Below are 24,803 nucleotides of genomic sequence, written 5' to 3'. Positions count from 1 at the left end.
CAGGGTTTCCGGGCATGATTATTCCGATTTTAAGAGGCGGAACGGGCAATGTTCCTTGAGTTGCCGCGTATCGATACTCCCCGCTTGCCATCGTTGCAATTCGATCAGCAGTTCCTCTTTTTGTGGCTTGCCTGAAATTTTATACGGAATATTTCGGTCGCGGCCGATTGAAAGGAAAAAATCATGATATTTGAAGTGTCCCCCCAATATAGCGTCTGACACTTCGATCCACAAGTTGGGAATCCCATATGCCTCCGCCACGATCAGTCCGTGCAGGGAGGATGAAGCGATCGCTTCGCAGGAACAGATCTGATCCGGAAAATCGTGCCAGTGGTCGTACTGTTCCGTGCGGATCACAAGTACTTCCGGATCGTTTTTCAGCCGTTCCAACAGCGGACTGCCATAATCTGCATAGTGGGGGATGACGCCAAGTTTGTAACGTTTCACGGTTTTAGGCCGATAGTAGCTCGGAAGCAGCAAGGCGGGGTCTCCGTAAACTTCAGGACAATCGATTCTTCGGTCGAGCAGGTATTGCCGGGTGAGAGGACCACGTACGGCTTCGACGCGCAACGGCTTGGCTGGCAATTCCTGTCGGGGATCGATAACCCCCGCTCCCCAAACTACCGTCCTGTCGTTGCAAAGCAGCGTCAGAGATGAACCGATCGCCATGTAATTAACTTTGTGCAGCCGGTGCGCTAAGCTCGAATAGTCGTAGACGACGATCTTCCGGCCCGTTATGGTGCGAAGGAAAAAATAGTTGATGTCATCCCCCCAGTTTCGGTGCACGACCCGTCCAAAATGCTGGTACACAAAGGCGTTAACAATGATCGGATCGCCGAGAATCTCTCGTATGAGATTGACGGTTTTAGTTGCCAGTTTACTAACACCATGCTCACGATATGTGTTCATCGGGCCAGGATCGATTTGAGTTTGTTTTTAACCAGCGTTTTGGCACTTTGCGAAAGCGAGAAGTTGTACATGATCGCGATCGTAGAAAGCAATGAAAGGCCGCAAACGATGAATAAACGGAGCCAAGACTCTTCCATGAAGCGCTGAACAACAAAGGGCGGAATGAACGCCACCAATGAAAGTAGCGTATTCTTCAAGAAAATATTTCGCAGGTACTTCATTGCAGGGAATGCGTTGTGCTTGGAAAGCAGGTAAAGGTTGGCGAAGAAGCCCAGCAATGACGCCAGAGCAGTAGCAGCGTAACATGACGCCGGATGTAACCCCAGTCTGAACAACAGATACGACAGAGGGAGCACCGTCAGATAGATCGGCGTTACGTAGATGCACGATTCCTTCACGCGCCCGATTGCGACGATCCCCTGATCGATCATATTGTTGGAAAACGAGATCAGACTGATGAGCAGCACGGCTTTGATAAAGAGCGCTGTGTACTGCGGAACGGTTTCCAGCCAGATTCTCAGCACGAAATCGATCTCCAGAAATACCGGGATGGCTATTACGCTGAACAGGAAAAGGGTATATTGTGAAATGTTGAATATCAGGTTGGTGAATCCTTCCCGGTTGCCTGCTCCATGAAACTTCACCAACTGTGGATTTGCGGCAGTCATGAAACTGAAAATAAATTGTTTGACCAGCCAGGTAATTGTATCTGACAATCCCCTCGCTGCGTTGAGCAGCGTGCCGAAAAACAGGTTCAGCACGATGTTTTGTCCGTGGTTGCTCAGGATGGATGACAGATGGCCCAGTGCGGTCCATGCCGAGAAGTGGAGCATGGATCGGAATACGCCCTTGTTGCGCTTGAGCGAAAAGACGCATTCTGAATATTTTCGGTGGCAATAGATTCGGTAGATAAGGATACCCGCCAGATTGATACCCATCGTAAGGGCTGCGTAGAGAACCAACTTATCGCCAGGCAGGTAGATCAGCAGGAAGACGATCACGAGTTTCATCACTACGTCGAAAATCGACATATAGGCGTAAATGTCGAATTTCTCATGGGCCGTGACGACAGCGATGTAGGGTGTCTGCATGATAGTCAGCACCGTCGAAGCAATCGAAAACTGATAGACGATATTGGCGGCTGCGAGCCGGTCGACCGGAATCACCAGTTTGTAGTTGAGGAACCACAGTCCGATCGTTTCCGCCAGAATCAGTACAACGATCGAAATGACCGTATGCGTGTACATCGAGGTGGTGAATGTTTCCCGCAGCAGTTTGAGATCCCCTTTGCCAAGATGCAGCGTAATGAAACGTCTTGTCCCGGATTGCAGAACACTATTGAAGAATCCGAACATGGCAACGAAGCCGCCTACCACGTTGTAAATGCCATAATCGGAGACGCCCAATGCTTGCAAAACAACCCTCGTGGTATAGAGACTCACGAGCATCGATGCAAGCATTCGGATATAGAGATACGCCGTATTTTTGGCGATGCGTTTATTGCTTTCTTCCATCAGTTTCTCGGTTGAGTTCGGCCTCCCATTCATCCAGTGCCCGGTCGAGTGTGAAGCGGGTGGCCCGGTGCAGACATGCTTCTGCCATCCGCTCCCGCAATCGACAGTTCCCCGCCAGCGTGACGATCTTTCGACCGAATTCCTTTGTATCGCCGTTTTTAACCAGGTAACCGGTCTCTTTGTCGCTGAGGATTTCCCGGAATACCGGTGAACTTTCCATCACAATAGGAACTACCCCTCGTTGCAACGATTCGGTCAGGGTCAGGCCCCACCCTTCGGCCGGGGAGGTCAGGAGAAAAAGAGCCGCTTTCGTGTAGAATGGTTCCGGGTCGCACTGTCCGTAAAACGTAACATCGTCCAGTCTGTTTTCCGCGACGTATCGTTTGTAGTCCGCGGCATCGGGACCGTCGCCCACGATCGCGAGGGTCCATCCATTCAACACAGACTCTCGGTGGATTCGTTTCCAAGTTTCCAGGATAAGGGAGATTCGTTTGTGGTACTCGGAAAGTCGTGCGACAACCAGAACGATTTTATCCTTTTGCCGGATAATCGACGGATCGGATATTTCGTCAAACGTAAGCGGGTTGAATATCGAAAACAATCGGTCGTAGCTCTCCAATCGCGTCAGTTTCTTGAAAAAGGGATAGTGCGTGGCGGAGAGCAGCCCGAACCGATCGGAAGCCTGGTAGAGATAACGGAACAGGTCAGCGTAGTTTTTTCGTTCCCGGTATCGGAGGTAGGGGAGCAGCGCCAACCGAAAGAGTTTTCGGATTGTCTGCCTCATTCCGTCGTGACGGCTGAGCGCATAGCGGTGTATCGTTGGAAAATGCGGATCGAAATGCAGACAGGTGATAACCCGGCCCCCTTCCAGACGCCAACGTTCGCCGCCCGCTGCATAAAATTTTTTCAGCAGCCACTCTGCGTACCCCATCTGGTTGATTACTATGTCGATCCGATGCACTTTAAGAAACGAATACAGATCGTCTACCCGTTCGTTGAGATAGGTGATTTCATCGTTCAGCCTCTTTAGCACCAGGAATCCCATGCACTCATACCCGCGGGAGCGAAGACCTTCCATGATCGTCGCGGAGAGTCGTTCCGTGCCGCCGTCTTCTTTACGGAGCGGTTTTTCGTAGATCCAGAGGATACGTTTCTTCTCTTCTGCCATGCATTAGGGAGGACTATCGCCCGCTGTACATCTCCTCGTAGTACTTCTCGTACTCGCCGGAGGTGATGTTGTCCATCCACGCTTGGTTGTCGAGATACCAGCGCACGGTCTTTTCGATCCCCTCCTCGAACTGGAGCGAGGGTTCCCAGCCCAGTTCGCTCTTGAGTTTGTTCGAGTCGATGGCGTAGCGCAGGTCGTGTCCTGCGCGGTCGGTGACGTAGGTAATCAGCTCTTCGGACGTCCCCTCCGGGTTGCCCAGCAGGCGGTCGACGGTCCGGATGATGACCCGTATGAGGTCGATGTTCCGCCACTCGTTGAAGCCCCCGATATTATAGGTGTCGGCGATCTTCCCCTTGTGGAAGATCACGTCTATGGCCCGCGCGTGGTCCTCTACGTAGAGCCAGTCGCGGACGTTCTCGCCCTTGCCGTAGACGGGCAGCGGCTTTCGGTGGCGGATGTTATTGATAAAGAGCGGAATCAGCTTTTCGGGGAACTGGTAAGGCCCGTAGTTGTTCGAGCAGTTCGTGACCAGCGTTGGCATGCCGTAGGTGTCGTGGAAAGCCCGCACGAAGTGGTCGGACGACGCTTTCGAGGCCGAATAGGGCGAGTGGGGGTTGTATTTGGTCTCCTCCGTGAAGAATCCGCCGCCCATCTCCAGCGCGCCGTACACCTCGTCGGTGGAGATGTGGTAGAAGAGTTTGCCCGCCCAGTCGCCGTCCCAATACTGCCGGGCCGCCTGCAACAGCGACAGCGTTCCCAACACGTTGGTCCGCGCGAAGGTGAACGGGTCGCGGATCGAGCGGTCGACATGGCTTTCAGCGGCCAGGTGGATCACCCCGTCGATAGCGTACTTCCGGAAGATGTCGCACATGGCGTCGAAATCGCAGATGTCGGCCCGAACGAAGGTGTAGTTGGGACTTTTTTCGATGTCGGCCAGATTGGCCAGGTTGCCCGCGTAGGTCAGCTTGTCCAGGTTGACGATGCGGTAATCGGGGTATTTGGTGACGAAGAGCCGCACGACGTGCGATCCGATGAATCCGGCGCCTCCGGTGATCAGAATGTTTCGTTTCATGTTATTGAAGTTTTGCGATGCAGTTTGCAAGCGATTCCCGCCAGTGGGGGATGCGCAGGCCGAAGGCCTCCTTGACCTTGGTCTTGTCCAGCACCGAGTAGGCCGGACGCTGCGTTTTCGAGGGGAACTCCGACGAGTGGCAGGGACGGATGTCGCAGCCCGTATGCCCTGCCAACCGGGCGATCTCCACGGCGAAGTCGTACCACGAGCAGACCCCCTCGTTCGAGAAGTGATAGATGCCCTCGCGGCCCTTGTAACGCTCCGTTTCGACGATGTTGCAGATCGCCTCGGCCAGATCGCCGGCGTAGGTGGGCGTACCGACCTGATCGAAGACGACGTTGAGCGTGTCGCGCTCGGCGGTCAGCCGCAGCATCGTCTTGACGAAGTTGTTGCCGAACGGGGAGTAGAGCCAGGCCGTGCGGAAAATCAGGCTGCTGCACCCCGACTGCTCGACGGCGCGCTCCCCGGCGAGCTTCGTGCGGCCGTACGCCCCGAGCGGAGCGGTCGGTTGCTGCTCGTCGTAGGGGCGGTGGGCGTCGCCCGGGAAAACGTAGTCCGTGGAGACGTGGATCAGCGTGGCCCCGGCCGTCCGGGCCGCGGCGGCCAGGTGGGAGGGGGCCAAATGGTTGATCCTATCGGCGGCGGCCTCGTCCTCCTCGGCCCTGTCCACATTGGTGTAGGCCGCGCAGTTGACGATCACGTCGATCCGGTTTGCCGCCACGCAGCGGTTTACGGCCTGCGGGTCGGTGATGTCCAGTTCGGCCACGTCGGTGAAGAGCCAGTTGTGCCGCGAGGTCGCGCTGCGCAGCCGCATTTCGTTGCCCAGCTGGCCGTTGGCTCCCGTAACGAGTATGTTAAGCATAGTAATCCGTATTATAGTCGAACAGTTCCGGCGCTTCGCTCAGCAGCGGATGCGCGCTGTCTTTCGGGGAGAGGAGCACGTCTTTCGGAGCGAGCCGCCAGTCGATGCCGATCGCAGGGTCGTTCCAGGCGACGGCCCCTTCGGCCTCCGGCGCATAATAATTGTCGCATTTGTACTGGAAGACGGCCTCCTCGCTCAGCACCGAGAAACCGTGCGCGAAACCGCGCGGCACGAAGAACTGGCGGTGATTATCGCCCGTGAGTTCCACGGCGACGTACTGTCCGAAGGTGGGCGATCCGCGGCGGATGTCGACCGCCACGTCGAGCACGCGGCCCGAGACGACCCGCACCAGCTTTGACTGGGCATGGGTTCCTTTCTGGAAGTGGAGACCCCGCAGCACGCCGAAGCGCGATTTGGATTCGTTGTCCTGCACGAACCGCACGGGCCGCACCAGTTCGTCGAACCGTTTTTGCGAAAAGCTCTCGAAGAAGTAGCCCCGCTCGTCCCCGAACAGGTCGGGTTCGAGAATGACCACCCCCTCGATCGTTGTGTGGATTACATTCATCGGTTTGGTAAGGTAAAGTATAGCCCCTCCCTAAAGGGAGGCGTTTATTTTTATGGATTCGGTTCGTCGATGATTTTGAGCAGGTATTTGCCGTACTGGTTTTTGATCATCGGAGCGGCCAGCGCGCGCAGCTTTTCGGCGTCGATCCATCCGCGGCGGTAGGCGATGCCCTCCAGACAGGCGATCTTCAATCCCTGCCGCTTCTCGATCACCTCCACGAAGATCGAAGCCTCGGCCAACGAATCGTGCGTGCCGGTGTCGAGCCACGCGAAACCGCGCGTGAGGGTCTGGACCTTCAGTTCGCCGTCCCTGAGGAAGTGCTGATTGACCGTGGTGATCTCCAGTTCGCCGCGGGCCGAAGGCTCGATGCGCTTGGCCACGTCGACCACCTTGTTGGGGTAGAAGTAGAGACCGACCACCGCATAGTTGGACTTGGGGTGCTCGGGCTTCTCCTCGATGGAGAGGCAGTTGCCCTCCGCATCGAACTCGGCGACGCCGTAACGCTCCGGGTCGTCGACCCAGTAGCCGAAGACGGTCGCTTTGGCCTGCTGCTCGGCGTTGCGCACGGCCTCTTCGAGCATCCCGGTCAGGCCCGCGCCGTGGAAGATGTTGTCGCCCAGTACCAGGCAAACCGCATCGTCGCCGATGAACCGCTCTCCGATCAGGAATGCCTGCGCCAGTCCGTCGGGCGACGGCTGTTCGGCGTATTCGAACCGCACACCGTAGTCGGAGCCGTCGCCCAGCAGGCGGCGGAAACCCGGCAGATCGGCAGGGGTGGAGATGATGAGTATTTCGCGGATGCCGGCCAGCATCAGCACCGAGATGGGGTAGTAGACCATCGGTTTGTCGTAGATGGGCAGCAGTTGCTTGCTGACGCCCTTAGTAATGGGGTAGAGGCGAGTGCCCGATCCTCCGGCCAAAACGATTCCTTTCATTTTATGCAGCGTGTTATGCGTTCAGGTTGTTGCGATACCAGTCGAAGAGCTTCCCGACGCCCTCTTCGATGCCGATGCGGTGATGCCATCCCAGCCGGTGCAGCTTCGTGACGTCGCACAGCTTGCGGGGCGTGCCGTCCGGCTTCGAGGCGTCGAAACGCAGCTCGCCCTCGTAGCCGACCGTGCGGACGATCAGCCGTGCCAGGTCGCCGATCGAGATCTCTTCGCCCGTGCCGATGTTGATATGGCAGTTGCGGACCTCACGGCCCTTGCCTTTCAGGTCGTCGAAGTCGACATGTTCCATGACATAGACGCTCGCGTCGGCCATCTCCTCCGACCAGAGAAATTCGCGCAGCGGCTTGCCCGAGCCCCACAGCGTCACCGCATCGGCCGCGATGCCGTAGCGGGCGAGCGTCTGTTCGATCCGCTGCTCCGAAGCCGTGCCGTCGACGCCCTCCACGGGGCGCAGGGTCATGTCGGCCCTTACCGACGCCCAGTCGCCCGTTCGCAGGCAGTGTGCCAGGAAGACCTTGCGGATCATGGCCGGCATGACGTGCGAATTTTCCAGGTGGAAGTTGTCGTTGGGACCGTACAGGTTCGTGGGCATCACCGCGATGTAGTTCGTGCCGTACTGGAGATTGAAGCTTTCGCACATCTTCAGCCCCACGATTTTCGAGAGGGCGTAAGGCTCGTTGGTGTACTCCAGTTCGCCAGTCAGGAGATATTCCTCCTTGATCGGCTGCGGGCAGTCGCGCGGATAGATGCAGGTCGAACCCAGCGCCAGCAATTTCTTGACCTGATGGCGGAACGCTTCTCCGATGATGTTCTGCTGGATTTGCAGATTCTCGTAGATGAAGTCGGCGCGGTAGGTGTTGTTGGCCAGAATGCCGCCGACATGCGCGGCGGCGAGAATGACGTAGTCGGGACGCTCCTGGTCGAAGAAGCGTTTGACGGCGCAGCCGTCCATCAGGTCCAACTCTTTGTGCGTGCGGCCCACCAGGTTGGTGTACCCTTTTGCGAGCAGGTTGTTCCAGATCGCCGACCCGACCAGCCCGCGGTGGCCGGCCACATAGATTTTTGCCTGTTTGTCCATCTGAAAGCGCCTATTTTACGATTCCCTTTTCCAGATACTCCGCCAGGTTGGTGCGGATATGATCGCCCGCCGCCTCGACGGCCACTTTCGCCATATCGGCCTCGACCATGATCCGGACCAGCTCCTCGAACGAGGTCTTGGTCGGATTCCAGCCCAGCTCGGCCTTTGCCTTGGAGGGGTCGCCCCAGAGGTTCACCACGTCGGTCGGGCGGTAGAAGTCGGGCGACACCTCGACCAGCACCCGGCCTGTCGCCTTGTCGATTCCCTTTTCATCCGGTCCCTCGCCGACGAACTCCAGTTCGATGCCGGCATAGCGGAACGCCAGCTGGCAGAATTCGCGCACGGAGTGCTGCTCGCCCGTTGCGATGACGAAATCCTTCGGCGCGGGGTGCTGGAGAATCAGCCACATGCACTCCACGTAGTCCTTGGCATACCCCCAGTCGCGCAGGGAGGAGAGGTTGCCCAGATAGAGCTTCTCCTGCTTGCCCTGCTTGATGCGGGCGGCGGCGAGCGTGATCTTGCGCGTCACGAACGTCTCGCCGCGGCGCTCCGACTCGTGGTTGAAGAGGATGCCCGAGCAGCAGAACATGTTGTACGCCTCGCGGTACTCCTTGACGATCCAGTAACCGTACAACTTCGCCACGGCGTAGGGGCTGTATGGATGAAAAGGTGTCTTTTCGCTTTGCGGAACCTCCTCGACCTTGCCGTACAACTCCGAGGTCGAAGCCTGGTAGATGCGGCAGGTGTCGGTCAGCCCGCATTGGCGCACGGCCTCCAGAATGCGCAGTACGCCCGTCGCGTCGATATCGGCCGTAAATTCGGGCGCGTCGAACGATACCTGCACGTGGCTTTGCGCCGCAAGGTTGTAGATTTCGTTGGGACGGGTCTTGCCGATGACCTGCAGCAGGCTCATCGAATCGCCTAGGTCCGCATAGTGGAGGTGGAAGCGGGGCTGCCCCTCCAGGTGAGCGATCCGCTCGCGGTAATCCACCGACGAGCGTCGGATCGTGCCGTGGACTTCGTATCCTTTATCGAGTAACAATTCCGCCAGGAACGATCCGTCCTGACCCGTGATGCCGGTAATTAAAGCGACTTTTGACATAGGGTATTTATTTCAATTTTTATCGTTCGAAAAGACAAATTAAGTAACTTTTGCTGGATTAATTCTTATTCTGGATAAAATATCACGGATCGGACTACCGGATTGAAGCGTGGGATTGCCGTTTTCCCTTATCCGCAATTCGATTGTAAATATTCATCACCTTGGCCGCTTTTGCCTCCCAGGTCAGGGAGTCGCGCTGTTGGATGATTCGGGTTCGTAGAACTTCCAGTTTTTCACGGTGTTGTTCCAGATCATTCAAAATACGACCAAAATCTTTTACCGAGCGTTCAGGGGTGGTGAGCGGAATGGTAATGCCTCCGAATTCCGATACGATCGGACCAAACCCGCAGGTATCGAACGACACGACGGGAAGTGCGGCCTGCATGGCCTCCAACACGACCGTGGATGTTGCCTCCATAATCGAAGTAAACAACATAATATCCATCTGATGCATCAAAGCCAGTACATCGTCGTGCTTGACGCGGCCATGCCATTCGCAGCGATCCAGGCAGCCGGCTCGGGATAGTAGGGTGCGACATGCATCGACTGTCTCCATCGACCCTTCGCCGCAAATGTGAAGACGGATATTGGTGTTTTTGGTGGCGATAATAGCCTTTATTGCCAAAGGCAGTTGCTTGCTGTAAATAAACCGGCCTACCCATAAGACATCGAAAGTTTTACGGTCCTGACTTTTTTCCTTGCCGTTTTCAACCCGGTAGCAACCCGTTTCGTTAATCATGACGACCTCTTTGCCGTGGTAGCTGCGAATAAAGTCCGCTACTTTGTCCGTTGCGGCAATCACGCACAAAGCGTGTTCGATTGTTTTGCGTACGCGGCCCGAATGCTTGCGTTGCCAATCATTCACTGCATTCTTGAGTAATGAGAATAGACGCAATCTATTCGGTGCATCTTTGAAATAAGCAACAGGCATCAACTCCATGCCGCCTACAGGCCCCCAAACGAAGGGAATTTCCTTGATCTTCCATAGATAGCCGGGCTCACGAAAACCGACCATGTTAAGTTGATGGATGATATCGATCCTATGTTCATTACAGATTCGGCGTGCAATCTCCAAAGTGCGTTTCTGCCATTTGCGATAGTACCAGTAAAAACGCCAGTCGCCTTGATTCCAGCACATTTTCCTGATCTTGTCGGGTAATGTGTTGTAATGGAAATGAAGGTGATCCTTGTAGGGATGCTTCGATACTGCGCATTCGATCTCCTCCCTCCACTCGCCCTCTGTGATGATGTGCAGATTGCAATACTTTGCCAAATTGGATACCCAGTTCCAGCCCATCCCGGGTTCACTGCCCCATTCCGGATTGACAGCGTAGGCATTGACCAGTATGTTAAGCATACATCATGCGATTAAGAACGTTCAATTAAGGATTGGTACAGATCGCTTAACTTCTTGCTCAGGTGTGATATATTGAAAACCTCGTCCACGTATCGGTCTGCCTCACGAACCAAGTTATTTCGCAATCGGGAATCTTCGATCAGCTGTTTTAATTTTTGAGCCAGAACCTCTGTATCGTTAATGGGAAATACCAAACCATTTTCACCGTCTTTGACGATGTCGGGAATGCCGCCTACCGGGGTTACAACCGCAGGTATTCCATACGCCCAGGCATCGAGCAAACCCATCGGGAAGCCTTCTCCCTCACTGGCAAGACAATATATCGACGCATGCTGAAATGCTTCCTTTTTTTTATCGCCTTCAATCCAACCCAAAAAATCGATCTGATGATCTACGCCACATTCCTTTGCCAGACAGATGGCTTTGTCTGTTTCCCCATTACCGGCAAATTTGACTTTCCAGTTCGGAAAATCTTTGGCGATCATGGCAAATGCACGTATCAGGTCGGCATAACCTTTTCGCGGTATCAACGTACCGGCAAACAGAATATAACTCTCACGAAGAACACTGCGTGTGACTGTGGGACAGGGATTGTACAGGACCCTTACATTATCCGAAATAGTTAATTTCGCTTTTATCAAGCGAGCCCATTCGGGGGACAGGACCAGCACCAAGTCTGCTTTTGAAAACTTACTTTTAAGGTCGATAATGTTGGTGGGATTATCGAGTATCTGGGGGCCGCTCGGATGGAAATGGATAATGACTTTTTTTCTTAGCAATCGGGCAATCGTGATAAATCCAGTTTTGCGCTTCAACGATGTTTCAGCCGTCAAATGTACATGAACGATAGTATAAAACCAGATTACGCACAAAAATTCGATATAGGCAGTCGTGAGGTATAAAAGCTTACGGAAAACGGGACCATCACGATGAGTTTGGATCCATCTGCAATGAAACGTGTGCCACATGGGCGTATTTTCGTAAGCCTTAATAACAGATGTGATACCACCTCTTGTCTTACGCGAAGTAGCAACGACTAAAACCCGAGCCATGAGTTAATTGACCGATATTTGATATTGAATCGATTGACCAGCCGGAATGCAAGAAACAATAGGATGAATGCCTGCGTTATATACTGTCCACGATCTTCTGCACCGTGAGGAACCAGCCGTCGCGGCGGGGCTGTCTGACGCGGATGAATTCCGAAAGCCGGGCATATCGTTCGGGGTAGCGCTGTTTGAACGTGAGGATGGCCCGGTAAAGTCCGAACGTGCAGGCGATGCTGGTTGCAAATACCACGAGCGTCTGCGTGTTGGCCGAGCACCCTGCGAAGCAGGTCGCGGCCCAGACGGCGATCACCAGCGAATTTAGCGTAAGGATCGAAACGGTGGTGATGACGTGCGAGAAGCCCAGGTCGATGAACATGTGGTGCAGGTGGGTTTTGTCCGGATGGAACGGCGAATGTCCCGACAGGATGCGGGTGCTCATCACGCGCAGCGTATCGAAAACGGGGATGGAGAGCACGGCCAGCGTAAAGGGGATGACCGAGGCGCGCTCGTTGGGCAGCGCGGCCCCGTCGAGCGGCTGCGCCGAGCAGATCAGGCGGATCACGTAGGCCGCCAGGATAATCCCCAGCATCAGCGTGCCGCCGTCGCCGATGAACATTTTGGATTTTTTGCCGAAGACGTTGTGCAGGAAAAAGAGCGTCAGCGAGCCGACCGTCGCGGCGCAGAGGATCACCATCGGGTAGTCGCCCGTATAGAAGAAGGCGACGGAGAAGACGATGCTGGCCATCACCCCGAATCCCGACGAGAGACCGTCCACGCCGTCTATCAGGTTCGTCGCGTTGATGATGCCCACGGCGGCGAACACTGTCAGCGGTACGGCGATCCACTGCGGCAGGGCCTGGATCCCCGCCAGCCCGTACATGTGGTCGATCTCATAGTCGCCGCCCATGTAGATCAGCACCAGCACGGCTCCGATCTGCACGATGAGCCGGCTGACTGCCCGCAGATCGAGAATGTCGTCGATCGAACCCAGGTAGAGCATCAGCAGCATGGAGGTCATCAGCACGAACAACTCCGAGCACTCGGCCAGCATGTTGGCGAACGAGAAGCTCATGAAGATGCCGAAAAAGACCGCTACGCCGCCCAGGACGGGGACGGGTTCTTTCTGCAACTTTCGGGCGTTGGGATTGTCCACGATGCCCTTGACCTTGGCGACCTTGACGATGTGCGGATGGATGATCCACACCGAGGCCAGCGAGATGAAGAATGGAAGAACGATCAGTTTGAAATAGTCGAAGTATTCCATGGGCGACTTTTTTTGCGTCGGTGCTTTTACGCTTTTTCGGTTATCGGCGTGTCCGGATCGAGTTTTTCGATGAATTTCGCGGGTACGTAGGCCGTCAGTGCGGTGGCGATATCACGGACGGCGACGGCTACCTTGCTGTGACCCTTGTGGCGGATGTAACGGCCTTCGATGCCGGCGAACGGACCGCCGGTCACCCGAACCCGGTCGCCGCGGCTCAGTTCGATGCTCTGCGGCGGAACGATCTCCACGTGCGCGTCGCAGGTCGCCACCACGGCCATGAAATCGCGCATCTGCCGCTCGGGAATCACGGCCGGCGAGCCGCTCGCCCGATCCATGATGTAGCGGATCGGCAGGTCGGTCGTACTTTTGAGCGAGCGCAGCCTGAGGGCCGAGGCGCGCACGAAGAGCAGGTTGTGAATCAGCGGCGCCCACACTTTGCGCGGCTGCCCGTTGCGGGTTCTCGTTTCGAAATGCATCGGCACGTAACTTTCGATGCCGATCGCATCCAGCTGCGCCTTGACCTTCAGCTCGCGGCTGTAGGTGACCCGCAGCGCGAACCACTCCTCCCTGTTTTCCGCCTCTTCGTTCAGGTGCATATTCCGGGGTCGCCTCCGCATAAACTGCCAAGGCGTACATTCGTTTGAACTCGATTATCCACTCACACACGCATTCCTACGATAGGACCTGCGATTCCGATTTTTGCAAAGTTACGAAAAAATACCGTGCGGCCGTTTACGACAGTTGGGTATGTGATTATCCTTTTCGGTCGCGCTGTATACAAAAAAGGGCATACGAAGAGCATTTTGCTCTTTGATATGCGCCTCTGTTTGTCTTTTTCGTTGCCGATACATACCAAACGGTCTATATCGCCCAACTTTTCGGTGCAAATATAACGCTTTATTTCCAAATCGGAAAATAAACCGCAGAGATTTCGGCGACGGATGCGACCGCGGCATGAAAAACTCCCCTCCGGCGAATAAGCCGGAGGGGAGTTGAGCAGAAATGCAGGACGCTATTGTGCGGCCGCTGCCGTCACGGTCACCTCGCCGGTCCGATCGCCAGCCGTGACGCGCACTACGGCGCTCTCACCCGCCGGAGCATCGGCCGCGGCGGTCAGCGTGATTGCGGCCGGAAGGCCCTTGGCGTTGACCGATGCGGGCGAAGGGGTAAGCCATGCTTTGTCGCTGGCGATGGTGTAGGCCACGTTCGAGCGGACGGTCAGTTCCGCCTTCCCGCCGGCCGCGACTTCGAGCGGAGCGGTGTCCATCGCCAGTTCGGCCACCGTTTCGACGGCTTCCGAACCCGCTTCGGTCGTCGTCCCGTCGGCCTTTTCCACGACGACATTATCGACGTAGACGCGGCCTGCGACCTTTTCGACCGTACCGAACCGGATCTTGGTCTGGGCCGTTACGCCGGCTACATAGACCCAGTATTTCTTCCAGCAGAAGTAGTTGTCCAGCGCGACGACCTTTTCGGTCGCCCCGTCGATCGTGCCGCCGCCCTCGACGGTCAGCGTGATGCTCTTCCGGTCGTTGAGCTTACCCGTTGCCGTGGCGTAGCAGGCTCCGTAGAACGACACCTTGAGCAGCGCCGTGGCTCCGGCGGTGATCTCCTCCATCGCTGGGGTGGTCATGGAACCCGTGTTGGAGCCGTTGCCGAGCTTGACGTGCCCTTCGTAGCGGGCGTAGATGCGCTTGTCGGGGTCTGCGGTCGTCCACATTTTGCCCGTGTAGAACTGCGACTGGTCGGGGACGGCGTACTCGTTGTACTTGGTCGTTCCCTGCTTGTCGCTCGGCCAGCCGTATTTGGGGTAGGCGTCGTCCCATTCGGCGGTCAGGTAGTCGAAGTCGTCGCTGAAAAAGACGTAACCGGCGGCGTGCTCCTCCTCGACGGCGCTCTGCGTGACGGTCACCTGCTTGTTCTCAAGTCCGTCGCCCGTGAAGACGATCTCGCCCGAACGGGACGTATCGCCCTCGTAAACGCTCTTGGGCGTCACCGTGACGATCGTCTTGCCCGCCAGACCCGTCGCCGGCGAGAATTCGAACCAGTCGGCCGTGGTCGAGGCGTTCCACGCCACGTTCGCCGTGACGGTGAAGGACTGGGGCAGGGTGGAGTTGGCCTGGAAGGCGAGCGCATCGCCCGTCAGATCGTCGAACACCAGCGCGGCGACGAATGCCGCCTGCTCCACGTCGATCGACCGCACAGCGGAACCCGCCGTGAAGGTCAGTTTGCCGCTCCGCGCAGCTCCGGTGTTGGCCGCTTTAGGTGTAACCGTCACCGTGACGGTCTCTCCGGCTTTGCCGCTGCGTGGGGTCACGTCGGCCCACGCATCGATCCCCGAGACGAGCGTCCAGTCCGCCACGGTCGAAGCGACGGTGAACTCTTTGGCCGCGGTCTCCTCGGCCTCGAATGCGAGCGCGTTGCCCGTCAGGCCGCCCAGCGTGAGGGTCGGCGTCGGGGCGGGGGTCTCCGAGGCGAGCGAAATGCTCGTGGCGGGCGAGAGGTAGTTGCCGTCGGCGTCGACCGAGCGGCGGACGCGGCTCGTGCCGCCGTTGCCGGCTATGATATTCTTGTCGAGTTTGTTCGACAGGGCGTCGCAGACCCGCAGCCGGATGTACAACTCACCCTCCTCGATCTCCGCATTGACGGCGAACGTCTCCGAAACGGCGCAGGCTTCGTTGGCCGCCGCGGCGTAGGGGAGCATGAACGTATAGTCGATCGTATGCGGAGCTACGGAGCCGCTCGTGGAGCCGAATTCGCCGCTGCGCGTGTTGACCGCCGTCCAAGTCGTCTTGTCCGCGGAGTATTCGATCGCGTAGAACTTCGGACCGGCGGCCGAAGCCGAAAGCTCGGTTTGCAGCTGGATCTCGGTTCCGGCCTTGAAGTGCTTCACAGGAACGGTGAAGAGCCAGTAGTCGTCCTGGGCGAAGCTGTACATCAGGAAGCGGTTGTTGTAACCCAGCGCGTCGGAGATTTTCTCCACCCATTTATACGTGCCGGGTTTCTGCGCCGCAACGGCCAGCACCGGTTCGAGGCGGGCGGCCTTGTCGTCGGAGTAGTAGACGTACTCCTCCAGTTCGAACTTCTCGTTGACCCGGACAAGCCCCTCGTCGGGAGCGGTCGGGGAGAACGACCACACGACGGGCAGCCCCTCGACCTGCTGCTCGGGTTCGCCCGTACCCGCGATCTTGATGTCATCGAAGAAGAAGCGGCACTTGGCGGCCGTGGCGGCCTGCAGCTGGATCTGGGTTTCGGCGCTGGCTCCCGTGATTTGGACGGTGTACTCGCGCCAGTTGGCGCGCTCCTCCCGGGTCGAAGCACCGGCGGGGTAGCTGGCGTTGTCGATCGTGAGAATCTTCACGTCGGCCTCGCCTGCGCCCAGCACATTGATGCGCAGCGTATTGTCGGTCTCTGTCGCGTTGTAGGAGACGGCCTTGAACGTCAGCGTCAGGTCGCTTCCGGCGGGCACTTCCGACAGTTTGGGCGTCACGATGTCGCCCGCGACGGAGGTCGTGCCGATCTTGATGTAGCCGATGCGGCAGTAGGCTTTGCCCGATACGGAGGTGAAGCCGTGGCTGTCCCAGATGGCCTGATACTCCGGAGCGAGTTTGCCGGTGACGGCCATTTCGGTGGTCGACTTGTTGCCGTCGAAGTAGTCGCTGCCGCCCCACTCGGCGGTGATCCAGTCGAAATTCTCTTCCAGATAGACCTTGCCGGGCTGCGGGCCGGGACCCGGATCGTCGCCCGGAAATTCTATCTCCTGTCCGGCGTCCGTTCCCTCCTCGACCGAGAGGTCGTCGATGCGGAAATCGCGGTCGGCGACGGCCCGCAGACGGATGAAGAACTCCTCGACGGGCTCCTGGATGCGGAACGACGCCAGCGCCATCTGCCAGCCTGCGACCTCGGCGCGGACCGCTGCCTGATCGGCGGCCTGCGAGAGGGTGTACGGCACGTCGGCCCACTTCTCGTTGTCGCGGCTGATCTCCAGCGCGAAGTCTTCGGTCGAGAACGCCTCGGCGGCATAGAGGCCGAAGCTCACATCGAAACGCTGATCGCGCACGGCGTCCACGCCCATGACCACCAGCGCGGCGTCCGCGCCCCTGAGCAGGATGTTGTTGCCGCCCGAAGCGCCTTCGTAGCCGTACGACGGGTTCTCCATGCTGATGAACGCCTGCGTGCCGTCGTAGGCGATGCGCTCGGCGTCGATGCCTTCGGTCGAGGAGGGGATGTAGCGCTCGATGGGCGTTCCCTCGTTGTACTGCCCGCCGAAACCGTCGTTCATCAGTACGATCACCTCGCCCGTGCCGCGCTGAATGACGGCGATGTCGCGCGAGGTCCCGTCGTAGGTCTCCAGACGGATGGTCGAACGGCGTTCGGCGGCCTCTTCGTTGGCGGTGAAGCTCAGCGTGAGGGTCGTCGTGCCGGGATCGCCCGCGAGGGCCGACAGCGTAAGCCACGTGCGGTCGTCCTCGGGGTAGGAGGCCGTCCAGTAGACGTTGGAGTTGATGCGGATGTAGGCGTCGTTGCCGTTGCGGTCCACGCCGCGCTTGGTGACGCTGACGCTCGTCGTGCTCACGTCGAGCCGTGCTTCGGGCGTCGTGTCGGGATCGTCCGTGCACGCGCTGCCCCACGCGAGCGCCGTCGAGGCGGCCAGGGCGGCCAGCAGTCGGAAAAGATTATGTTTTTTCATGATCGTTTATCGCTTGGGGGTTATTGGATGGCCTTGTTCGAAAAGGGCTTGGGCCGGGTCATGGTCTCGGTCGAGGTGTTGCCGAACTTGTCGGTGACCGAGATCTCGAGCGTCGAGTTGGGCGACGAAGCCGTCACCAGCAGCATGTGCGAGCTTTCGACGGAGGCGAACGAATCGGTGTAGGCTCCGCTCTTGGCCGTGCGGGGCGCGTCGTAGGAGACGGTGTGCAGCGGATCGCGCAGCCAGACCGAGCGGGTCTCCAGTTCCCGGCCGTTCTCGGTGACGGTCACCGTCCACCCCTCCTTGCCGAAGGGTTCGTAGCTCCAGAGGTTGATGAGCACCTCGTTTTCGCCGACCTTGTCGTAGTCTTTCAGGCGGGCGGGGTATTTGGCGCCCATCGCCGCGATCTGTGCGTCGGAAGCCCAATATTTCTTCACGGCGTTCATGTCGTAGGTGCGGAACTGGCGGTTCTTCTCCAGCCCGACCCCTTTGTAATACCACGTCAGCTTCCCGCCGTCGATCTCGAAGACCTTGTAGCCGTCGGGGCTGCCGTCGCGGCAGATGTTGTTGCCGGCATACTGCGCCGTCCACCACCACGTGCCGCAGACGGCCGCGATGTTGTGCTCGATCATGTAGTCCGCGCCCGTCACGCCGTTGGCCGAGAGGGGCATGGTGCGGTTGATGTGCGTGTGGCCGCTGACGAGGTGCACCTCCTTGAACCCCTTGAAGCAGGCCGCCAGCTCCGATGAGCCCGCCGACGAACCGCCGTCCGAGAAGGCGCGGTAGAGGACGAAGCCGCCCAGCAGGTTGCCGATCGTGTAGACCGGGCAGTGCATGCCCACCACGATCGGGGTTTGCTTGTCCACGTGCGAAAGGTCCTCGCGGAGCCAGTCGAGCTGGCTCGGAACGACGTACTTGTCATAGGAACGGTCGTCTTCGTTGGCGGCGGGATTGAGATAAACGTTGTCGTCGAGCAGGATGTAGTGCACCTTGCCGATGTTCATCGAGTAGTAGGAGGGACCCATCTGCTGCTTGTAGGGAGCCTCGGCCGGGAAGTCGCCCGCCACGCGCGGGTCGTTGTCGTGGTTGCCCATCGTCGAGAAGAGCGGGAAGGGCAGCGCGGCGAGGGCGTCCTTGCACTCGGGCAGCGCCCACGACTGCTTGTACCAGTAGCCGTCCCACGACAGGTCACCCAGATTCAGCCCGTAGATCGGGGACGAGGCGTTGGCGGCCGCGAAGGCCGCGGCGTCCTTCATGAACCCGTCGGCGAACTGCTTGTAGTCGAGCGGCGAGTTGCGGTTGGCCAGGTGCACGTCGGTCAGCACCACCAGCGTGTGCCGGTCGTTGTCGATCCGCATCAGGCGGAAGTCGTGCTGCTCGCAGTGAGACGCGTCCTTGTAGAGCGAGGCCCAGAATGCGGGCTGCGCCTTGGTCACCTCGGGCTGGTAGCCCGACGGCAGGCAGACGAAGACGTAACCGTGGTATTTGTCGCTTCGGAGCCAGTAGCAGCCGTTCTGGTCGGTCTGCGTGAAGGCAATGCCGTCGGAGACCCATACGCCGGCGAGGCCCTCCGTTCCGCAGTAGACCATGCCTTTGATGTTCATGCCCTCCTTGTCCGGCACGTCCGTGTTGCGGACGATCCTAACGATGGTCCGTCCGAGCAGCTGCGACGCTTCGCCGCGATGGAGCGTCAGCGTGTAAGCCGCCTCCCGGATGGCTTCCGGGACCGTGAAGCGCGCATAGGCGGGGCCGGCCTCCGCGACCGGCATGTCGATCGTCGACTGCCCGTCGGCGAAGCGGATCACGTCGCCCGTAAGATAGCCTTTGCCCTGGATTTCGAACTCCTGTCCCGCGTACATTTCCAGGTATTCGGGAACGAGCACGTCGCGCACGAGTTTCTGGCTCTGGAACACGGGGTCGGGTTCATCGTCCGAGCAGGCCGCGAGCAGCAGCGGTGCGGCCAGCAGGCTCCAAAGCAGGAATTTGAGGATATGGTTGAATTTCATGTCGCTGTTTTTTTATCGTTCTTTTCCTATCGGGTCGGTGCGGCGCGTGGAAAGCGCGCACCGACCCCGGACTGCTATTTTACCTCCGAGACGGCCCAGTAGCCGATTCGGTTCGTACCTCCCGTGGTGATGTTGGCCGCATCGTTCGAGCGGATGTTGGCCGCCACGCGGTGACGGATAACCACCGACTTCTGTCCGCTCAGCTCCGCCGGAAGCCGGAACGAGAGTTGCTTGAGCTGGTAGTTGGCGTCCCAGTTGCCCGACTTGTACTCGGCGATGGTGTGCCATTCGGCCGCCGGGGTCTCCTCCGTCGAAGCCCACTCGAGGATGAAGTCGCGCGGACCGCCGCTCGAGCTGGCGGTGGTGAACGTCAGCGACAGTTGGCCCGTCGCGCCCTCGGTGGAGATCGTGGCGATCCACGCCTCGCCGTCGGCGTCGCGGATAGAGGAGCCGTTGCCCTGCCACCAGGTGTTGCAGTTCAGACAGGGGTACTGCATCTCGTATTCGCGCGGATTCTCGGTGATGCTGCCCGTGAGCGGCGGGGTGGCCACCTGGTCGGCATCGAGCGTGGCCGTCGTGCGGCGCGCATAGGTCCACGACCAGTACATGTAGTCGGAGGTGGCCGACGATCCGGAATACTCCGAGGCGTTGACGATCTGCTTGAAGATCGAGGTCTTGATCGTGCCGGTTCCGGTCGATGCCTTGACCTCCTGCAGCGTTCCGAAGGAGGTGAAGGGGCCGAACTCGACCACCATGCGCGTCAGCCGGGTCGAGGCGTCGTCGGCCACGGCATTGTCGGCGTTGCTGCGCAGCCGCAGCACGGTCTGCGTCTCCCCGGCGACGATGTTTTTGGTGACGATGGCCGTCACGGCACCGCCGCCGCGCGGGATCAGGCGCGCGAACTTGTCGGTGAACGAGGAGGTGGTGTAGAGCGGTACGACGTTGCCCGCAGCGTCGCGCAGCAGGTGCGCATACTGGCGCGGCGAGTCCATCAGCCCCTTGGCGTTGATCTTGCCGTACTGCCGCTCGTCGATGTTGACGTAGGTTCCCATCGGGACGGCGAACTCGACGTTCTCGATCCTTACGAGCGTGTTTTCGTAGTTGTCCACCCCCGAAAGGTCGGCCAGACGCAGCGGTTCGACACCCGTGCCCGCCTCGCAGGCGGGTATGTCGTCCGCCGTGAAGCCCGAAATCTTGCGAATGCCCAGCTTCTCGTCCACGATCAGACGCTGATCGACCAGATGCACCTGGAGACGATCGTTGAACTTATAGGTATTGTAGGCCGCATCGAGGAACTCGATCAAGAGACCGCGGCCGCTCTCGTCCTGCACCCACATCAACCGGTTGTTGAGCGTCGGTACGAGGTTGGTGGAGTAGGCGATGTAGGCCGGGTCGAAGTTGAGCGTCAGCGGATCGCTCACCACCGAAGCCTCGACGTAGACGTTGCCCGAGATCGTGCCGTCGGGACCCAGCTCGGCGAGCACCTCGGCGATGGTCTTCTTCTCGGCCCGGTCGAACGACGAGCGCTGTCCCTTCTGCTTGATCTCGATCGAGGCCTTCACGTCCTCGTTGCCCGTGCCGACCATGACGAACGACACCTTGCCCGTGCGCACGTCCTCCTCGGGGTTCTCCGCGACGAGCACGTCGACCGAATTGTCGGTCTGGTTGGCGAACGAAATCCAGGCGGAGGCTTCGTCCTCGGCCACGGGCTTCCAGCCGATGTTCGAGGCGATGCGGATGGTCCGCACGGCGCCCTTGGTCGGGAGCGTGAAAGTGGTCAGACCGTCCATGTCGATCCCGATCGAGGGCAGACCGGGTTTCTGACTGATTCGCAGGGTCTGCACCACGCGCCCCTCGGCCACGACGTTGAGCGTCGCCACGCGCGAATAGGCCGTCAGGTTGCGGTCCACGGCCAGGTAGAAGCGGCCGTCGTCGGTTCCGTGGTCGGGCCAGAGGTCGATCCACTCCGAATCTTCGGCGTAGAGGGGCTCGATGCGCCATGCGCCCATGTTCGAACGCAGGCAGAGACGCTCCGCGCCGCCGTTGTAGAAGGCCGTTTGCAGCGTGTTCCACTCGCCGTTGACATTCTTGCCGACGTTGCCGTCGGAGCCAAGCTCGAAGTCGTAGCGCCCGCCCTCGATGTAGAGGAAGCGCTCGCCCGACACGCCGTCGTCGTCGGAGCAGGCCGCCGGGATGGTTCCCGTCGCGAGGGCCGCGGCGGCGATCAGCGTCGAACCCAGGCGGGAAAGGATATGTTGGAATCGGTTCATTATAGTTCGTTTTTCAGGTTCAACGTTTGGGTGTAGCGGTTGCCGAAGCGGTCGGTGGCCGTAACCTCCACGATCCGGGTCTCGGGGTCGGGTTCGGCGCCGAAGTAGAAGAAAGCGGGCCGGGCATACTGCGACTTGGAGAGCGGCTTGCCGGCGGCTTCCGCCCGGCTCCGGGCCTCGGCGAGGTGATCGGAGTAGTCGGGATCGGCAAGCGCGGCGTAGCGCTCCATCGCGCCCATCGGCCGTCCGTCCTGGCTCCACTCGATGCGCCACTGCGGGTCCCAGTTCCACACTTTGGCCACCACGGCGGCCGGGTGTGCGGGCACGCGGCCCGGGGTGTAGAGTTCGATCTGGTAGTCGAGCGGTTTGCCGAGCGTCTTGTAGTGCCACTCCAGCCCGGAGGGGCCTTCGCAGAAGAGCTGGTAGCCGCGCGGCGTGCCGTCCTGGTTGAGCGGAGCGTGCCAGAGGTTGCCCGCCACCTGGGCCACGTTGTGTTCGATCACCCCTGGCACGACCTCCAGGTTGGAGTTGATGTGGGTGTGTCCCGTGATGAAATGCACCTCGTACTCCGCCACGATCTCCAGTAGCCGGTCGCCGTTGCCCATGCGGGCGAAGTCGCGCCAGTACTTTTGGAAGGGGGCGTGCATGGCGATGCAGAGCCGCGAACCTTTCGGGAGCAGCTCCACGTATTTGGCCAGCCAGTCGAGCTGACCCTCGTCGATCGCCTCCTCGTAGACCTTGCGGCCGTGGTAGACGATGTTGTCGAGCACCACGAAGTGCGTGTCGCCCAAGTCGAATGCGTAGTAGGTCGGTCCGAATACCCCGCGGTAGTTCCGCGTCGAGGCGGCGTCCTCCGACTCGGCGATCAGGTGGTCGTGGTTGCCGATGACCGTATAGACCGGGATGCCTAACCCGGCGAAGAGGCTGCGCATCTGCGGGGCGAGTTCCGGCGCGTCCCAAACCACGTCGCCCAGCACCAGCATGGCGGGTTGTCCGCCTGCGGCCCGCACGTCGGCGATCGTCTGCTGCCAGTCGGGCACGACCTCGTTCACGAGCCGCTTCATGTGCTTGGCGGTCTTGGGCTGCGGATCGCCCACGGCCAGCAGCGTGAAGGGACCGGGAGCGGGGAGAAATTCGAATTCATAGGCCGCGCGCCCGTCGACGGGAAGCCAGAAGCGGGGCGTGCCGTCGGCATAGGGGGCGACATGGCCCGACGGGGTGACGGCCCAGACGAGCGGCGCCTGGTCGGCCGCTGTGAGCGTGAAGCGTCCGTCCGCGCCGGTGCGCACGATGCTCACCCCGTCCGACACGGCCACGCCGGCGAGCGGTTTGCCCGCAGCCGTGACGCGGCCCGTGACTTCGGCGGCGAAGAGCAGCCCTGCGAGCAGGATGAGTGTAAAGAAAGAAGTTCTTTTCATAACCTCGTTCGGTTAACGGTATCGGCGGATGCCCTCCTTGCTCCACCAGACGGGCGTGAGCATGTCGTCGCCGCCCTGATAGCGCTCCTGCAGGCGCGTCAGCGCCGCCTGATAGTTGTCCAGGTTGGTGTCGCGCGTGATGTTGGGGTATTCGAAACGGCGCGGCACGACGTGGTTGTTCTTCGTGCCCTCGTTGATCGTGAGGATGGGGTAGCCCGTGCGGCGGTACTCGTTCCACCCCTCGTAGCCGCACCAGAACAGGGCGATGTACTTCTGCTCGACGAGCTGTTTGTAGGAGCCGTCGTAGGCCACCTTGGCCAGGAAGTCCTCGATCACGATGTCGTCGGGCTGCTTGGCGGTCTGCGAGCCCCAGTAGCGGACCGAAGCCTCGACGGCGCGCGTGTAGCAGTCGGCGGCGACCGCCTCGCCACCCCCGATCAGGCCGCGCTGGGCGGCTTCCGCGAGGATGAACAGCACTTCGTCGTAGCGCATGAAGGCGTACCACGAGGTGTAGTCGCCCAGCACGGTCTTGCGCAGGTAGTCGGCCGTCGAATCCTCGCCCTCGTCCTCCTTGATGGCGCGGCCGCTGATCAGTCCCGACCAGCCCTGCCCCTTCGGCTCGAAATAGATCTCGTAGCGCGGGTCCTTCGAGGGGGTCATCAGGTCGGCCATGTGCTGGCAGGCGCGGCGGCCCGTCACGGTGAACGACTTGGAGTTCATCTTGCCGAAGCGGTTCTCGTTGGGGGTCACGCCCGTGAACTTCATCACGGCGGCATCGTCGTTCGACGTGAACACGGGCCATGTGTCGGGCTGGGCGACGACCTCTTTGAGCCGTTTGGCTACGTCGAGGTAGGCGTCGCGGCCGCTGACGCGCATCAACAGGCGCAGGTAGAGCGAGTTGTTGAACTTGCGCCACTTCGAGACGTCGCCCCCGTAGAGCAGGTCCTTGTTGGGGTATTGCAGCGTAGTCACGCCGCTTGCGGCGTAGAGTTCGTTGGCGCGCTCCAGGTCGGCGAGCAGCTGCGCATAGACCTCCTCCTGAGCATCGAAGCGCGGCATCGTGTTGCCGTCGCGGCCCTGGAAAGCCTCCGAACAGGGAATGTCGCCGAACATATCGGTGAGCGACTGGAGAAAGAGAGTCCGCATGGTCAGCCCCACGGCTTCGCACTCCTTGCGGTCCTTGAGCTGCGCCAGGGAGATCATCTCGTTGGCGTTCGCCGCGGCGGTCGCCAGCTCGTTCCAGCAGTTCGACGCATTGCCGTTGGTGACGATGAAGCGGTGGAAGGCGTTCGACACGGTGGTCGACACGGTGTACTGGATCAGTTCGCCGTTGATCTGGTAGGTGCGGTACAGCAGCAGGTCCGCTCCGTCGAAGACGATGTTCTCCAGGAAGCTCATCGGCTCGGCCTTCCCCTCCACCATGCGGTTGGGGTCGGTGTTGTACTCGTCGAACTTGTGCGTGCAAGCGGTCCCGAGCATCAGGCACGCAACTGCGGCGAAGAGGGTGTATTTGAGTGTTTTCATAGCTT

At 59.4% G+C, this 24,803-nt stretch carries 18 protein-coding genes; all 18 read right to left on the bottom strand.

What is annotated here, in order from left to right; genetic code table 11:
• Positions 1 to 18 precede the first annotated feature (18 nt).
• The 18 genes from ACMO9O_RS10955 to ACMO9O_RS10870 all read right to left on the bottom strand — a co-directional run bounded on the left by ACMO9O_RS10955 (position 19) and on the right by ACMO9O_RS10870 (position 24,798).
• Complete coding sequence (locus ACMO9O_RS10955; RefSeq protein ID WP_418983905.1) at positions 19 to 909, bottom strand: polysaccharide pyruvyl transferase family protein; 891 nt, start codon at positions 907 to 909, stop codon at positions 19 to 21.
• On the bottom strand, positions 906 to 2,423 hold the full coding sequence (locus ACMO9O_RS10950) for an oligosaccharide flippase family protein (RefSeq protein ID WP_418983904.1): 1,518 nt from the start codon (positions 2,421 to 2,423) through the stop codon (positions 906 to 908). The genes ACMO9O_RS10955 and ACMO9O_RS10950 overlap by 4 nt, the downstream gene beginning before the upstream one ends.
• A complete protein-coding gene (locus tag ACMO9O_RS10945) occupies positions 2,407 to 3,591 on the bottom strand; it encodes a glycosyltransferase (RefSeq protein ID WP_418983903.1) in 1,185 nt (394 codons plus the stop codon). Before ACMO9O_RS10945 ends, ACMO9O_RS10950 begins: the two co-directional genes overlap by 17 nt.
• A gap of 13 nt (positions 3,592 to 3,604) precedes the next feature.
• Positions 3,605 to 4,663 (bottom strand): dTDP-glucose 4,6-dehydratase, encoded by a 1,059-nt coding sequence (gene rfbB, locus ACMO9O_RS10940; RefSeq protein ID WP_418983902.1) that lies wholly within the window; start codon positions 4,661 to 4,663, stop codon positions 3,605 to 3,607.
• A 1-nt stretch (position 4,664) separates the two neighbouring features.
• The gene (rfbD, locus tag ACMO9O_RS10935; RefSeq protein WP_418983901.1) at positions 4,665 to 5,525 is read right to left on the bottom strand and encodes a dTDP-4-dehydrorhamnose reductase; all 861 of its coding nucleotides are present in this window, start codon (positions 5,523 to 5,525) and stop codon (positions 4,665 to 4,667) included.
• Positions 5,518 to 6,090, bottom strand: a complete 573-nt coding sequence (gene rfbC, locus ACMO9O_RS10930) for a dTDP-4-dehydrorhamnose 3,5-epimerase (RefSeq protein WP_418983900.1) — start codon at positions 6,088 to 6,090, stop codon at positions 5,518 to 5,520. Before rfbC ends, rfbD begins: the two co-directional genes overlap by 8 nt.
• A 50-nt stretch (positions 6,091 to 6,140) precedes the next feature.
• Entirely contained in the window at positions 6,141 to 7,025 is an 885-nt protein-coding gene (gene rfbA / locus ACMO9O_RS10925) for a glucose-1-phosphate thymidylyltransferase RfbA (RefSeq protein WP_418983899.1), read from the bottom strand.
• Positions 7,026 to 7,038: 13 nt separating this feature from the next.
• Complete coding sequence (locus ACMO9O_RS10920) at positions 7,039 to 8,118, bottom strand: GDP-L-fucose synthase family protein (protein ID WP_418983898.1); 1,080 nt, start codon at positions 8,116 to 8,118, stop codon at positions 7,039 to 7,041.
• 10 nt (positions 8,119 to 8,128) lie between these two features.
• Entirely contained in the window at positions 8,129 to 9,220 is a 1,092-nt protein-coding gene (gmd, locus tag ACMO9O_RS10915) for a GDP-mannose 4,6-dehydratase (RefSeq protein WP_418983897.1), read from the bottom strand.
• 94 nt (positions 9,221 to 9,314) lie between these two features.
• Positions 9,315 to 10,577 (bottom strand): glycosyltransferase family 4 protein, encoded by a 1,263-nt coding sequence (locus ACMO9O_RS10910; protein WP_418983896.1) that lies wholly within the window; start codon positions 10,575 to 10,577, stop codon positions 9,315 to 9,317.
• Positions 10,578 to 10,588: 11 nt separating this feature from the next.
• Positions 10,589 to 11,545 carry a glycosyltransferase family 4 protein gene (locus ACMO9O_RS10905; RefSeq protein WP_418983895.1) on the bottom strand — a complete coding sequence of 319 codons (957 nt, stop codon included), beginning with the start codon at positions 11,543 to 11,545 and terminating at the stop codon, positions 10,589 to 10,591.
• Between the two features lie 160 nt (positions 11,546 to 11,705).
• The gene (locus ACMO9O_RS10900) at positions 11,706 to 12,890 is read right to left on the bottom strand and encodes a glycosyltransferase family 4 protein (RefSeq protein WP_418983894.1); all 1,185 of its coding nucleotides are present in this window, start codon (positions 12,888 to 12,890) and stop codon (positions 11,706 to 11,708) included.
• 26 nt (positions 12,891 to 12,916) lie between these two features.
• A complete protein-coding gene (locus ACMO9O_RS10895; RefSeq protein ID WP_418983893.1) occupies positions 12,917 to 13,486 on the bottom strand; it encodes a UpxY family transcription antiterminator in 570 nt (189 codons plus the stop codon).
• Positions 13,487 to 13,902: 416 nt separating this feature from the next.
• Entirely contained in the window at positions 13,903 to 17,580 is a 3,678-nt protein-coding gene (locus ACMO9O_RS10890; protein ID WP_418983892.1) for a BACON domain-containing protein, read from the bottom strand.
• Between the two features lie 20 nt (positions 17,581 to 17,600).
• Positions 17,601 to 19,586, bottom strand: a complete 1,986-nt coding sequence (locus ACMO9O_RS10885) for a calcineurin-like phosphoesterase C-terminal domain-containing protein (RefSeq protein ID WP_418983891.1) — start codon at positions 19,584 to 19,586, stop codon at positions 17,601 to 17,603.
• Positions 19,587 to 19,660: 74 nt separating this feature from the next.
• The gene (locus ACMO9O_RS10880; RefSeq protein ID WP_418983890.1) at positions 19,661 to 21,856 is read right to left on the bottom strand and encodes a DUF5689 domain-containing protein; all 2,196 of its coding nucleotides are present in this window, start codon (positions 21,854 to 21,856) and stop codon (positions 19,661 to 19,663) included.
• Positions 21,856 to 23,274, bottom strand: a complete 1,419-nt coding sequence (locus ACMO9O_RS10875; protein ID WP_418983889.1) for a calcineurin-like phosphoesterase C-terminal domain-containing protein — start codon at positions 23,272 to 23,274, stop codon at positions 21,856 to 21,858. The genes ACMO9O_RS10880 and ACMO9O_RS10875 overlap by 1 nt, the downstream gene beginning before the upstream one ends.
• A 12-nt stretch (positions 23,275 to 23,286) precedes the next feature.
• Positions 23,287 to 24,798 (bottom strand): SusD/RagB family nutrient-binding outer membrane lipoprotein, encoded by a 1,512-nt coding sequence (locus ACMO9O_RS10870; protein ID WP_418983888.1) that lies wholly within the window; start codon positions 24,796 to 24,798, stop codon positions 23,287 to 23,289.
• Positions 24,799 to 24,803: the final 5 nt, after the last annotated feature.

It is taken from the genome of Alistipes sp., assembly GCF_048465635.1.
In the GTDB taxonomy this organism is placed as follows: Bacteria; Bacteroidota; Bacteroidia; order Bacteroidales; family Rikenellaceae; genus Alistipes.
This window is presented reverse-complemented; position numbering and strand designations above follow the sequence as displayed.